Genomic DNA, 12,714 nt, shown 5'->3' on the forward strand with positions numbered 1-12,714 from the left:
CGCGGGGCGGTGTTTTTTTTTGGTTTGTGTGGGGGTGTGTCTGGGGGGGCGCCCCCCGGGGGGGGGGGGCCCGGGGGTCCGCGGGGGGGGGGGGGGGGCCCCGGGGGGGGGGGGGCCCCCCCCCCACGCCGTACGTATGGACGCGGCGGGTGCACAGGCACGGGGCTCCCTTGTGTGGGCCGGGCGTGACGTTGAGTGTGGGGGCCGGGTGTGTGTGGGGGGGGGCGGGTGTGTGTGGGCGGGTGTGTGTAGGGGGCGGGTGTGGGGGCCGGGTGTGAGGGGCCGCGACACGCCCGGGCGTCGCATGTGTCAGGGCGTCCACGTGGGGGCGGTCACGGGAAAGGTTGCCGGGTGAACCCGGGTGCCTGTCCGTACGTGGCTCGGAGTGCGTACCCCGTGCGTGCCTGGTGCGTACTCCTGAAGGGACCTCAGCTCCTCGACAGGTCTAAACCAATTTGAGATCGGCCCTTGTCATCGAGGCCCCCGGTCTGATGAGCTGTGGCCTGGGACACAACGGACACCCTGGGAAAGGGAGATGTCGTGAGCAACGAAAGCCTGGCCAACCTGCTGAAGGAAGAGCGCAGGTTCGCGCCGCCCGCCGACCTGGCGGCGAACGCCAATGTCACCGCGGAGGCGTATGAGCAGGCCAAGGCTGACAGGCTCGGCTTCTGGGCCGAGCAGGCCCGCCGGCTGACCTGGGCCACCGAGCCGACCGAGACCCTGGACTGGTCGAATCCGCCGTTCGCGAAGTGGTTCGCCGACGGGAAGCTGAACGTCGCGTACAACTGCGTCGACCGGCATGTGGAGGCCGGGAACGGCGACCGGGTCGCCATCCACTTCGAGGGCGAGCCGGGTGACAGCCGGGCGATCACCTACGCCGAGCTCAAGGACGAGGTGAGCAAGGCCGCCAACGCACTGATCGAGCTGGGCGTCGGAAAGGGCGACCGGGTCGCCGTCTATCTGCCGATGATCCCCGAGGCCGTCATCGCGATGCTGGCGTGCGCACGGATCGGCGCGGCGCATTCGGTCGTCTTCGGTGGATTCTCCGCGGACGCGATCGCCACGCGCATCCAGGACGCGGACGCCAAGCTGGTCATCACCTCCGACGGCGGTTACCGGCGCGGTAAGCCGTCCGCGCTCAAGCCGGCCGTCGACGACGCGGTGAGCCGGGTCGACGGGGTCGACAAGGTGCTGGTGGTGCGGCGCACCGGGCAGGAGGTCGACTGGACCGAGGGCCGCGACGTGTGGTGGCACGAGATCGTCGAGCGGCAGTCCGCCGAGCACACGCCGGAGGCGTTCGACGCCGAGCAGCCGCTGTTCATCCTCTACACCTCCGGGACCACGGGGAAGCCGAAGGGCATCCTGCACACCTCGGGCGGGTACCTCACGCAGGCCTCGTACACCCACCACGCCGTCTTCGACCTCAAGCCGGAGACCGACGTGTACTGGTGCACGGCCGACATCGGCTGGGTCACCGGGCACTCGTACATCACGTACGGGCCGCTTTCGAACGGTGCGACGCAGGTGATGTACGAGGGGACGCCGGACACGCCGCACCAGGGGCGGTTCTGGGAGATCGTGCAGAAGTACGGGGTGACGATTCTCTACACGGCGCCCACCGCGATCCGTACGTTCATGAAGTGGGGCGACGACATCCCCGCGAAGTTCGATCTCAGCAGCCTGCGGGTGCTGGGGTCCGTGGGCGAGCCGATCAACCCCGAGGCGTGGGTCTGGTACCGCAAGCACATCGGTGGCGACCGGACGCCGATCGTGGACACGTGGTGGCAGACCGAGACCGGCGCGATGATGATCTCTCCGCTGCCAGGGGTCACCGAGACCAAGCCGGGCTCGGCGCAGCGGCCGTTGCCGGGGATCTCGGCGACCGTGGTCGACGACGAGGCGCGAGAGGTTCCCAACGGGGGTGGCGGGTACCTGGTGCTCACCGAGCCGTGGCCCTCGATGCTGCGCACGATCTGGGGCGACGACCAGCGGTTCCTCGACACGTACTGGTCGCGGTTCGAGGGGAAGTACTTCGCCGGAGACGGAGCGAAGAAGGACGAGGACGGGGACATCTGGCTCCTCGGGCGGGTCGACGACGTGATGCTCGTGTCCGGGCACAACATCTCGACGACCGAGGTCGAGTCGGCGCTCGTCTCGCATCCGTCGGTCGCCGAGGCGGCGGTGGTCGGTGCGGCGGACGAGACGACGGGGCAGGCGATCGTCGCGTTCGTGATTCTGCGGGGGACCGCTTCCGCGGAGGATGCCGGGCTGGTGGCGGATCTGCGGAATCACGTGGGGGCGACGCTGGGGCCGATCGCCAAGCCGAAGCGGGTGTTGCCGGTGGCCGAGCTTCCCAAGACCCGGTCCGGGAAGATCATGCGGCGGTTGTTGCGTGACGTGGCGGAGAACCGGGAGCTGGGAGATGTCACGACGTTGACGGACTCCACGGTGATGGATCTCATCCAGGAGAAGCTGCCGGCGGCGCCGAGCGAGGACTGAGGGTTTCCCCACCCACCCGCCCCTTTTGAGTGTGGGGGCACTACGTGCCCCCACACCCCCAACCTCGCGGGGCTCCGCCCCGCACCCCCGGCAGCGCGACGCGACGGCCCTCAGCGCCCCTGACGCCGCCCCGTCCCCCCATCCCTGGGCGCCCGCGCCCGCGCCCCGACATCGCTGGGGCCTCGCCCCGCGCCCGCGCCCACGCAGGGCTCCGCCCCCGCACCCCGGCGGGTCCGCACCCGGCGCTTGCGCGACCCCGCTGGGGCCTGGAACCGGTCGGTACAGCCCCGGCCCCGGCCGAGTTCCACGGGGGTCTCCTCCTGGGGCTCGAGTCGGGCTACCACCGCTCCGGCCGGGCTCCGCGCCCGTCGGGGCCTCGCGGGGCGTGCGGGGCGCGCCTCGGCAACAACGAGGTTGGACATGACGAGGGCTGGACGTGACGAGGGCTGGACGTGATGGCCCACGGCCGTGCCGCACGGACCTGTGAGAGTCCTTCCACGCGGCTACCTATCCCCTTGCGACCGCGACCCATATGTCTGTAACGCGAAATATCTCGCTGTAATGGCAAGGTAAAGTGGTGACCTCAGGGTGTGCCGGGAAGTCTGGTCGGCGGTGTCGTCAGCGATCCCGTGTGACGGCCGTCAGTAAGCAGCCGTAACGACCCGGAGGTCCCACCGTGGCCGCGCCCAGCGCCAACAACCGCAAGCTCCTCGGACGCCTGTCCCTGCCCGAGCGGAACTTCGTCGCGGAGGCGTTGCGGACCGAGACCGTCGGTGGGGTGCTGTTGCTCGTCGCGGCGGTTGCCGCGCTGGTGTGGGCCAACACACCGCTGCGGGACAGTTACGCCGCCGTCAGTCACTTCCATCTCGGGCCCTCCGCGCTCGGGCTGAACCTGTCCGTTCAGCACTGGGCGGCGGACGGACTGCTGGCCGTGTTCTTCTTCGTCGCCGGTATCGAACTCAAGCGCGAACTGGTGGCGGGGGATCTGCGCGATCCGAAGGCCGCGATACTGCCCGTCGTCGCGGCCGTGTGCGGAATGGCCGTGCCCGCGCTGGTCTACACCGTCACCAATGTGATCGGGGGCGGATCCCTCGGCGGGTGGGCCGTACCCACCGCCACCGACATCGCCTTCGCCCTCGCCGTACTCGCCGTGATCGGCACCTCCCTGCCGTCCTCCCTGCGCGCCTTCCTGCTCACCCTCGCCGTCGTCGACGACCTGTTCGCGATTCTGATCATCGCGATCTTCTTCACCGACCACATCGACTTCGGCGCGCTGGGCGGGGCAGTCGTCGGGCTCGGCGTGTTCTGGGTACTGCTGCGCAAGGGCGTACGCGGCTGGTACGTGTATGTGCCGCTCGCGCTCGTCATCTGGGGGCTGATGTACAACAGCGGCGTCCACGCCACCATCTCCGGCGTGGCGATGGGGCTGATGCTGCGCTGCCACCGGCATGAGGGCGAGGAGCACTCACCCGGGGAGCACATCGAGCATCTTGTACGGCCCCTTTCCGCCGGGCTCGCCGTGCCGCTGTTCGCGCTCTTCAGCGCCGGGGTCGTCGTCTCCGGAGGGGCGATCGGTGACGTGTTCACGCGGCCCGAGACGCTCGGTGTCGTGCTGGGGCTCGTGGTCGGGAAGGCCGTGGGCATTTTCGGGGGGACCTGGCTGGCCGCCCGGTTCACCAGGGCCTCGCTCAGTGAGGATCTCGTCTGGCCCGACGTCTTCGCCGTCGCCTCCCTCGCCGGAATCGGCTTCACCGTCTCCCTCCTCATCGGTGAACTCGCCTTCAAGAACGACCCGGTGCTCACCGACGAGGTCAAGGCCGCCGTACTGATCGGCTCGCTCATAGCCGCCGTGCTCGCCACGGCACTGCTGAAGGTACGCAACGCCAAGTACCGTGCGCTGTACGAGGCCGAGGAGCTCGACGAGGACAGCGACGGCATCCCCGACATCTACGAGCAGAACAACCCGGCGTACCACCTGCGGATGGCCGAGATCCACGAACGGAAGGCCGCCGAGCACCGAAGGCTTGCCGAAGTGGCGGGCGGGGCAAGCGAGGAGAACGACGGTCCGGCATGATCTGAGCAGAACCGGATGGTCAGAATCGGATGGTCCGGGCCGGACGGTCAGGGCCGGACGGTCAGGGCCGGACGGTCAGGGCCGGACGGTCGGCGGTGGACGATACGGACACTGGAGCAGCCAGGGCCGTGCCGGCACCGTTGGCAGCCAGACCGTACAGAGCAGCCCGTACTGAGCAGGCACATACAGAAGAGGGAGTCCGCGATGAGCGCACCCGACGGCAGCCCGGTCGGCGCCGAACGCAGCATCGGCCAGTTGTTCGCCTCGGCGACGACCGAGATGTCCGCACTGGTGCACGACGAGATCGCGCTGGCTAAGGCGCAGCTCAAGCGGGACGTCAAGCGCGGCGCGGTCAGCGGCGGCGCGTTCTCCGCGGCCGGAGCGGTGCTGATCTTCTCCCTCCCGATGCTGAACTTCGCCCTGGCGTACGGCATCCGGACCTGGAGCCACTGGAATCTCGCGATCTGCTTCGTCCTGTCGTTCGCCGCGAACGTGCTGGTCGCCGCCTTCCTCGCGCTGATCGGCCTGGTCTTCGCGAAGAAGGCGAAGAAGGGCAAGGGCCCGCAGAAGGTCGCCGCCTCGGTCAAGGAGACCGCGGGTGTGCTCCAGAACGCCAAACCGCATCCCCGGACCGCCCCTGTGAGTGACGCGGTCGAGGTTGTGGCACGCTCGACGTCATGACGGATCCCGCCACCCCTTCGGCGCAACCCACCTCGGTCGTGCGGCTCGACGTCCCCGGCGGGAGAGAAGTCACCCACCGGGACGTCGCCGCCAACGGCGCGCGCTTCCACATCGCCGAGATGGGCGACGGGCCGCTCGTCCTGCTGCTGCACGGCTTCCCGCAGTTCTGGTGGACCTGGCGCCGGCAGATGGTGGCGCTCGCGGACGCGGGCTTCCGGGCCGTGGCCATGGATCTGCGCGGCGTCGGCGGCAGCGACCGCACGCCGCGCGGTTACGACCCCGCCAACCTCGCGCTCGACATCACGGGGGTCGTACGGTCCCTCGGGGAGCCCGACGCCGCGCTGGTCGGACACGACCTGGGCGGCTATCTGGCGTGGACGGCGGCCGTGATGCGCCCCAAGCTCGTCCGCCGGCTCGCCGTGTCGTCCATGCCGCATCCGCGCCGCTGGCGCTCGGCGATGCTCTCCGACGTCAAGCAGTCGGCGGCGGGTTCGTACATCTGGGGGTTCCAGCGGCCCTGGATCCCGGAGCGCCAACTCGTCGCCGACGAAGGCGCCCTGGTGGGCCGTCTGGTCCGGGACTGGTCGGGGCCGCGACAGCCGGACGACGAGGCCGTGGAGACGTACCGCCGCGCCATGTGCATCCCGTCGACGGCGCATTGTGCGATCGAGCCCTACCGGTGGATGGTCCGTTCGATGGCGCGACCGGACGGGATCCAGTTCAACCGGCGTATGAAGCGGCCGGTTCGGGTGCCGACGCTGCATCTGCACGGGTCGCTCGATCCGGTGATGCGGACGCGGAGCGCGGCCGGTTCCGGGGAGTACGTCGAAGCGCCCTACCGTTGGCGGCTGTTCGACGGTCTCGGACACTTCCCCCACGAAGAGGACCCGGTGGCGTTTTCGACCGAATTGGTCAACTGGCTGAAGGATCCCGAGCCTGACCGGTGACCCGTCGGTGACTGTCCGATTGCGGCCCGTGGCCCGCCCGGTATGCGGACGCGAACGCCTGTCCTACGAACAGCCAAATGCCTCGCGCATAGGCCAATTGGGGGGCCCGGGCGCGGTTATCGACCTTGGGGCAGGGGCAGACGTCGAGGTATGGGCTGGACGCACGACTACAGTGACGCACCACGCAACCGCCGCTCGGCGACGGGCCTGAGCTCCCATCAGAGGGGCACCCCGCAGTTGCCGGGCGCGGACCCCCAAGTGGGGATCCCGCGCATTTTGCGCCGCCGGGCCCGCTGGGTTTCGGTACGGCTGCGTCACCCACGAGGCTGAGCCCCCGCACACCGCCGCCCGTCACCTTCGCTGTCAGAGCGCGCAGCTGTCGCTGTCCACCTGCTGATCGGCCGTACGGCCCTTGGTGGCGTCCGGCTGGACCTCGTCCGCGGTGAGCGCGTACCCGGTGTTGGCGTCGTCGAGAGACTTCGCGAAGACCACTCCGTACACCTTGCCGTCGGGCGTGAGCAGCGGGCCGCCCGAGTTGCCCTGGCGCACGGTCGCGTAGAGCGAGTAGACGTCGCGGCGCACGGTTCCACGGTGGTAGATGTCCGGGCCGTTGGCCGTGATGCGGCCGCGCACGCGCGCGGGCTGGACGTTGTACGCGCCGTTCTGCGGGAAGCCGGCGACGATCGCGTTGTGGCCGCTGGTCGCGTCCTTGGCGGTGAACTGGAGGGCGGGCGCGTCCAGGTTCGGTACGTCGAGTACGGCGATGTCGCGCTCCCAGTCGTACAGGACGACCTTGGCGTCGTACTTCCTGCCCTCGCCGCCGATCTGGACGGTGGGCTCGTCGACCCCGCCGACCACGTGCGCGTTGGTCATCACGCGGCGGTCGCCGAAGACGAAGCCGCTGCCCTCGAGGACCTTGCCGCAGCTTTGCGCGGTGCCCATCACCTTGACGATGGACTTCTGCGCGCGGGTGGCGACGGGGCTGTTCGCGAGCGCCGGGTCGGGGGGCCGGACGTCGGTGATGGGTTCGTTGGCGAACGGGCTGAAGACCTGCGGGAAGCCGTTCTGTGCGAGGACCGAGGAGAAGTCGGCGAACCAGGTGTCGGCCTGCGAGGGCAGGGCGCTGGAGACGCTGTGGAGCACCTTGGAGCCGCGGACCTCCTTGCCGAGCGTCGGCAGCGTCGTGCCCGCGAGGGCCGAGCCGATCAGCCAGGCGACCAGGAGCATCGCGACGACGTTGACGAGGGCGCCGCCGGTCGCGTCCAGGGCGCGGGCCGGGGACCAGGTGATGTACCGGCGCAGTTTGTTGCCGAGGTGGGTGGTGAGTGCCTGGCCGACGGAGGCGCAGACGATCACGACGATCACCGCGACCACGGCGGCGGTCGTACTCACCTTGGTGTCGTCGGTCAGGGCACCCCAGATGACGGGGAGCAGATAGACGGCGACGAGGCCGCCGCCCAGGAAGCCGATCACCGACAGGATGCCGACGACGAAGCCCTGGCGGTAGCCCACGATCGCGAACCACACGGCGGCGACCAGCAACAGGATGTCCAGCACGTTCACGGGGGCCACCCTGTCATGCGCGCCAGTCGAGCGGGACCTGCTTCTCGCGGTCCCAGGGCAGCTCCCAGCCCGCGTAGTGCAGCAGACGGTCGATGATCCCCGCGGTGAAGCCCCAGACCAGGGCCGATTCGACCAGGAATGCCGGACCTCGGTGACCGCTGGGGTGCACGGTCGTCGCACGGTGGGCGGGGTTCGTGAGATCCGCCACGGGGACCGTGAAGACCCGGGCCGTCTCGGCCGGATCGACCACGCCGACCGGGGTCGGCTCGCGCCACCAGCCCAGGACCGGGGTGACCACGAAGCCGCTCACCGGGATGTAGAGCTTCGGCAGCACGCCGAAGAGCTGGACGCCGCTCGGGTCGAGCCCGGTCTCCTCCTCGGCCTCCCGCAGCGCGGCCCGCAGCGGCCCGTCGGCCTTCGGGTCGCCGTCCTGCGGGTCGAGGGCGCCGCCGGGGAAGGAGGGCTGTCCCGCGTGCGAGCGCAGGGAGCTGGCACGCTCCATCAGCAGCAGCTCGGGACCGCGGGCGCCCTCGCCGAAGAGGATGAGGACGGCGGACTGCCGCCCCGCGCCGTTCGCCGGCGGCAGGAAGCGGCTCAGCTGGAGCGGTTCCACGGTCTCGACGGCGTGCACGACCGGGTCGAGCCAGGCGGGCAGACCGTCCTTGGTCACCACGACCCGGCCGTTGTGCGAGTCGGGGCCTTCGTAGGTGCGGGGGTGTGCGCCGGGTCCGTCGAACGTGCGGTGTGCGCCCGGCTCGTTCCGCGTGCCGTGCGTGCCGGGCTCGCTCTGTGTGCGGTGCGTACCCGTCTCGTTCCGCGTGCCGCGCGTGCCGGGCTCGCTCTGTGTGCGGTGTGTGTCCGGCTCGTCGTGCCTGCTGTGCGTGTTGCTCGCGTGCGTCATCGCCACCCCCGTTCTGCTCTCCCCAACGCCGGGCGGCGCCGTGTTCGTTCCGTCATCCGGCGCCCAGTGGGGGTGCCGGGATACCGCCCGCGTCCAGGTAGGACTGCGGCGGGTTGAGGCGTTGGCCGGGGAAGCCGCCCTTCTCGTACTTCAGGAGCTTGCGCGCCTTCTCCGGGTCCGTCTCGCCCTCCCCGTACGCGGGGCAGAGCGGGGCGATGGGGCAGGCGCCGCACGCGGGCTTGCGGGCGTGACAGATGCGGCGGCCGTGGAAGATCACGTGGTGCGAGAGCATCGTCCACTCGCTCTTCGGGAAGAGCGCGCCGACGGCGGCCTCGACCTTGTCCGGGTCCGTCTCGTCGGTCCACTGCCAGCGGCGCACGAGTCGGCCGAAGTGGGTGTCCACGGTGATGCCGGGGCGCCCGAAGGCGTTGCCGAGGACGACGAAGGCGGTCTTGCGGCCTACGCCGGGGAGCTTGACGAGGTCTTCGAGGCGGCCGGGGACCTCGCCTCCGAAGTCCTCCACCAAGGCCTTGGAGAGCCCTATCACCGACTTGGTCTTGGCCCGGAAGAAACCGGTCGGGCGGAGGATCTCCTCGACCTCCTCCGGATTCGCCGCGGCGAGGTCCTCGGGCGTGGGGTACTTGGCGAAGAGCGCCGGAGTCGTCTGATTCACCCGCAGGTCGGTCGTCTGGGCCGACAGGACCGTGGCGATCACCAGCTGGAAGGGGTTCTCGAAGTCCAGCTCCGGGTGGGCGTACGGGTACACCTCGGCGAGCTCGCGGTTGATGCGCCGGGCGCGGCGCACGAGAGCGGCGTGGGACTCGACGATCGCCTTCTTGGGGGCGACTTGGGCGGGGGCCGCCTTCTTGGCCACGGTCTTGGCAGGTGCCGCCTTCTTGGCGACCGTCCTGGCAGTCGCCGCCTTCTTGGTGGCGGCCGTCTTCTTGGAAGCGGCCGTCTTGGCCGGTGCCGCCTTCTTGGAAGCAGCCGCCCTCTTGGAGGCGGTGGTCTTCTCGGAGGCGGTCGCCCCCTCCTCGGACGCGGCTGTCGCCTTGCTGGACGTGGTCGCCGCCTTCTTGATCGTGGCCGTCGCCTTTTTAGCCACGCCTGTCGTCTTCCCGGTCGTGGCTGTCGCCTTTTTGGCGGCCTTCTTCGCGGCCTTCTTCGCGACCGGCTTCACCGGCGTCGAATTTGTCGCTTTTGTCGTTTTCATACTTTCGGCGGGACTCTGTTCGCCCACAGCGGAATCGCGACGTACAACCACCCGCCCAGCCCCCTTGGCCTGTGCTCTCACCGGCGTTTTGGACACCCGGCCAGCCTAAAGCCCCCCACCGACATCCGCCCCGGACCCAGAAGATCAGCCCCCAATTGGCCCCCTGCCGCACTGCCCGGCACGCCAGTGCGGCAGACTTGTGACTGATCACACTGTTTGGACCGTCCAGCAAGATGGGGAACACGGTCCCCTGGTATCACGGGGGAGCAAGATCCCCTGAGCAGGTCGACAAGGAGAGAACTCGTGGACGACGTTCTGCGGCGCGCCCCGCTCTTCGCGGCGCTCGATGATGAGCAGGCCGCGGAGCTCCGCGCCTCCATGAGTGAGGTGACCCTCGCACGAGGCGACGCTCTCTTCCACGAGGGCGACCCCGGGGACCGCCTCTACGTGGTCACCGAGGGCAAGGTGAAGCTCCACCGCACCTCACCCGACGGCCGCGAGAACATGCTGGCCGTCCTGGGCCCCGGTGAGCTCATCGGCGAGCTGTCGCTGTTCGACCCGGGCCCGCGCACGGCGACCGCCACCGCGCTGACCGAGGTCAAGCTGCTCGGCCTCGGCCACGGCGACCTCCAGCCCTGGCTGAACGCGCGGCCCGAGGTTGCCGCCGCGCTGCTGCGCGCCGTCGCCCGGCGCCTGCGCAAGACCAACGACCAGATGTCCGACCTGGTGTTCTCGGACGTGCCCGGCCGTGTGGCCCGCGCGCTCCTGGACCTCTCCCGCCGCTTCGGCGTGCAGTCGGAGGAGGGCATCCACGTCGTGCACGACCTGACGCAGGAGGAGCTGGCCCAGCTGGTCGGCGCATCCCGCGAGACGGTCAACAAGGCGCTCGCCGACTTCGCGGGCCGCGGCTGGCTCCGCCTGGAGGCCCGCGCGGTCATCCTGTTGGACGTGGAGCGCCTCGCGAAGCGTTCGCGCTGACCGCACCGCGCGCCGGCTTTCGACGCACCTGAAGGGCCCCGCCGCACAGCGGGGCCCTTCTCGTATCACTGGTATCGCCGGGTTCCCGTATCGCCGCCGGTATCGTCCGGGCGCCCACCGGCCGCCCGGACGTCTAGATGAGGCCGTGTTCCCGGAGGTAGTCCATCTGCGCCCGGACCGACAGCTCCGCCGCCGGCCACAGCGAGCGGTCCACGTCCGCGTACACGTGCGCGACGACCTCGGCCGGCGACCGGTAGCCGTTCTCGACCGCCGTCTCGACCTGGGCCAGGCGGTGAGCGCGGTGGGCGAGGTAGAACTCGACGGCGCCCTGGGCGTCCTCCAGGACGGGCCCGTGCCCCGGCAGCACGGTGCGCACGCCGTCGTCCACGGTGAGGGACCTGAGCCGCCGCAGCGAGTCGAGATAGTCGCCCAGACGGCCGTCGGGGTGGGCCACGACGGTCGTACCGCGGCCGAGGATGGTGTCACCCGTCAGGACGGCCCGATCGGCCGGGAGATGGAAGCACAGCGAGTCGGCGGTGTGGCCCGGAGTCGGTACGACACGCAGTTCGAGCCCGCCCACGGTGATGACGTCCCCATGCGCCAGCCCCTCGTCCCCGAGCCGCAGCGCCGGATCCAGCGCCCGCACCTTCGTGTCCGTCAGTTCTGCGAACCGCCCAGCACCCTCGGCGTGATCGGGGTGCCCGTGCGTCAGCAGGGTCAGCGCCACCCGCTTCCCCGCCTTCTCGGCGGTGTCCACGACATTGCGCAGATGTACGTCGTCCAGGGGCCCTGGGTCGATCACCACCGCCAGGTCGGAGTCCGGCTCGGAGACGATCCAGGTGTTGGTGCCGTCCAGGGTCATCGCGGACGCGTTGGGCGCGAGCACGTTGACGGCGCGCGAGGTGGCGGAGCCGGAGAGGACCCCGCCTCGCGGCTGGCCGGGGAGGGCTGCGGCGTCGGTCATGCGGAGGCTCCACCGGTCGGGATGTGCTTGGTGAACTCGTCGTGGCCCGGCCAGGCGAGGACGACTTCGCCGTTCTCCAGGCGGGCCTTGGCCAGGACGGGGGTCAGATCACGGGCGGGCGCGGCGGCGAGGACGTCGGCGGCGCTGTCGTACGGGATGAGCTGGCGCAGGGTCGCGACGGTGGGCGGCATCATCAGGAGCTCGCCCTTGTCGTACCCGTCCGCCGCGTCCGCGGGGCGGATCCAGACCGTGCGGTCGGCCTCCGTGGAGGCGTTGCGGGTGCGCTGGCCCTCCGGGAGGGCGGCCACGAAGAACCAGGTGTCGTAGCGGCGGGTTTCGAACTCCGGGGTGATCCAGCGGGTCCAGACGCCCAGGAGGTCGGACCTGAGCACGAGTCCGCGGCGGTCGAGGAACTCCGCGAAGGAGAGGTCACGGGCGACCAGGGCCGCGCGATCCGCCTCCCAGTCCTCGCCGGTCGTGTCGCCGACCACGGTGTCCGGGGTGGGCCCGGCCAGCAGGACGCCGGCCTCCTCGTACGTCTCGCGCACCGCCGCGCAGACGACGGCCTGGGCGGACGTCTCGTCGGTGCCGAGCCTTTTCGCCCACCACGCGCGCGTGGGGCCCGCCCAGCGGATCTGGTGCTCGTCGTCGCGTGGGTCCACGCCGCCGCCCGGATACGCGTACGCGCCTCCGGCGAAGGCCATGGAGGCGCGTCTGCGCAGCATGTGCACCACGGGGGTGCTCGGGGTGTCCTTGAGCAGCATGACGGTGGCCGCGCGCTTGGGGCGTACCGGGGTCAGCGTGCCCTCCGCGAGCGCGCGGATCCGCTCGGGCCACTCCGGTGGATACCACTGCCCATTCGCCATGGCCGGAGGCTATCCCGAGCCGGGCGAA

11 protein-coding genes are annotated in these 12,714 nt (G+C 70.5%); 6 read left to right on the top strand and 5 right to left on the bottom strand.

Features of this window, described 5'->3' with window-relative positions; genetic code table 11:
* Nucleotides 1-498: 498 nt before the first annotated feature.
* The 5 genes from acs to ACIQTP_RS30320 all read left to right on the top strand — a co-directional run bounded on the left by acs (nt 499) and on the right by ACIQTP_RS30320 (nt 6,531).
* Nucleotides 499-2,499, top strand: a complete 2,001-nt coding sequence (acs, locus tag ACIQTP_RS30300) for an acetate--CoA ligase (RefSeq protein WP_403405630.1) — start codon at nt 499-501, stop codon at nt 2,497-2,499.
* Nucleotides 2,500-3,175: 676 nt separating this feature from the next.
* Nucleotides 3,176-4,573, top strand: a complete 1,398-nt coding sequence (nhaA, locus tag ACIQTP_RS30305) for a Na+/H+ antiporter NhaA (RefSeq protein ID WP_402039274.1) — start codon at nt 3,176-3,178, stop codon at nt 4,571-4,573.
* A 204-nt stretch (nt 4,574-4,777) separates the two neighbouring features.
* Nucleotides 4,778-5,254 carry a phage holin family protein gene (locus tag ACIQTP_RS30310; protein ID WP_403405633.1) on the top strand — a complete coding sequence of 159 codons (477 nt, stop codon included), beginning with the start codon at nt 4,778-4,780 and terminating at the stop codon, nt 5,252-5,254.
* Nucleotides 5,251-6,201: an alpha/beta fold hydrolase gene (locus ACIQTP_RS30315; RefSeq protein ID WP_054237406.1), complete on the top strand. Its 951-nt coding sequence runs from the start codon at nt 5,251-5,253 to the stop codon at nt 6,199-6,201. Before ACIQTP_RS30310 ends, ACIQTP_RS30315 begins: the two co-directional genes overlap by 4 nt.
* A gap of 150 nt (nt 6,202-6,351) precedes the next feature.
* Nucleotides 6,352-6,531 carry a hypothetical protein gene (locus tag ACIQTP_RS30320; RefSeq protein WP_075033566.1) on the top strand — a complete coding sequence of 60 codons (180 nt, stop codon included), beginning with the start codon at nt 6,352-6,354 and terminating at the stop codon, nt 6,529-6,531.
* Between the two features lie 33 nt (nt 6,532-6,564).
* Here ACIQTP_RS30320 and ACIQTP_RS30325 read toward each other — a convergent pair whose 3' ends face one another.
* From ACIQTP_RS30325 to nth, 3 genes are all read right to left on the bottom strand, one after another.
* Nucleotides 6,565-7,764, bottom strand: coding sequence for a MarP family serine protease (locus ACIQTP_RS30325; RefSeq protein WP_403405638.1), 1,200 nt, complete (start codon nt 7,762-7,764; stop codon nt 6,565-6,567).
* Between the two features lie 13 nt (nt 7,765-7,777).
* Nucleotides 7,778-8,437, bottom strand: coding sequence for an NUDIX hydrolase (locus ACIQTP_RS30330; protein ID WP_403406103.1), 660 nt, complete (start codon nt 8,435-8,437; stop codon nt 7,778-7,780).
* A 280-nt stretch (nt 8,438-8,717) separates the two neighbouring features.
* Entirely contained in the window at nt 8,718-9,905 is a 1,188-nt protein-coding gene (gene nth / locus ACIQTP_RS30335) for an endonuclease III (protein ID WP_403405641.1), read from the bottom strand.
* A gap of 276 nt (nt 9,906-10,181) precedes the next feature.
* Here nth and ACIQTP_RS30340 point away from each other — a divergent pair, with 276 nt between their 5' ends.
* Nucleotides 10,182-10,856, top strand: coding sequence for a Crp/Fnr family transcriptional regulator (locus ACIQTP_RS30340; protein ID WP_006382668.1), 675 nt, complete (start codon nt 10,182-10,184; stop codon nt 10,854-10,856).
* A gap of 133 nt (nt 10,857-10,989) precedes the next feature.
* On the opposite strand, the gene ACIQTP_RS30345 is transcribed toward ACIQTP_RS30340, so the two are convergent.
* A complete protein-coding gene (locus tag ACIQTP_RS30345; protein ID WP_403405645.1) occupies nt 10,990-11,820 on the bottom strand; it encodes an MBL fold metallo-hydrolase in 831 nt (276 codons plus the stop codon).
* Nucleotides 11,817-12,686 (bottom strand): NUDIX hydrolase, encoded by an 870-nt coding sequence (locus ACIQTP_RS30350; RefSeq protein WP_402039270.1) that lies wholly within the window; start codon nt 12,684-12,686, stop codon nt 11,817-11,819. The genes ACIQTP_RS30345 and ACIQTP_RS30350 overlap by 4 nt, the downstream gene beginning before the upstream one ends.
* Nucleotides 12,687-12,714: the final 28 nt, after the last annotated feature.

The organism is Streptomyces sp. NPDC090798 (assembly GCF_044768965.1).
Lineage (GTDB): Bacteria > Actinomycetota > Actinomycetes > Streptomycetales > Streptomycetaceae > Streptomyces.

Excerpts from the sequence above, each read along its gene's own strand:
- ACIQTP_RS30310 (WP_403405633.1), top strand. The coding sequence starts at position 4,778 with ATGAGCGCACCCGACGGCAGCCCGGTCGGCGCCGAACGCAGCATCGGC.
- ACIQTP_RS30315 (WP_054237406.1), top strand. The coding sequence starts at position 5,251 with ATGACGGATCCCGCCACCCCTTCGGCGCAACCCACCTCGGTCGTGCGG.
- ACIQTP_RS30320 (WP_075033566.1), top strand. The coding sequence starts at position 6,352 with ATGGGCTGGACGCACGACTACAGTGACGCACCACGCAACCGCCGCTCG.
- ACIQTP_RS30345 (WP_403405645.1), bottom strand. The coding sequence starts at position 11,820 with ATGACCGACGCCGCAGCCCTCCCCGGCCAGCCGCGAGGCGGGGTCCTC.
- ACIQTP_RS30350 (WP_402039270.1), bottom strand. The coding sequence starts at position 12,686 with ATGGCGAATGGGCAGTGGTATCCACCGGAGTGGCCCGAGCGGATCCGC.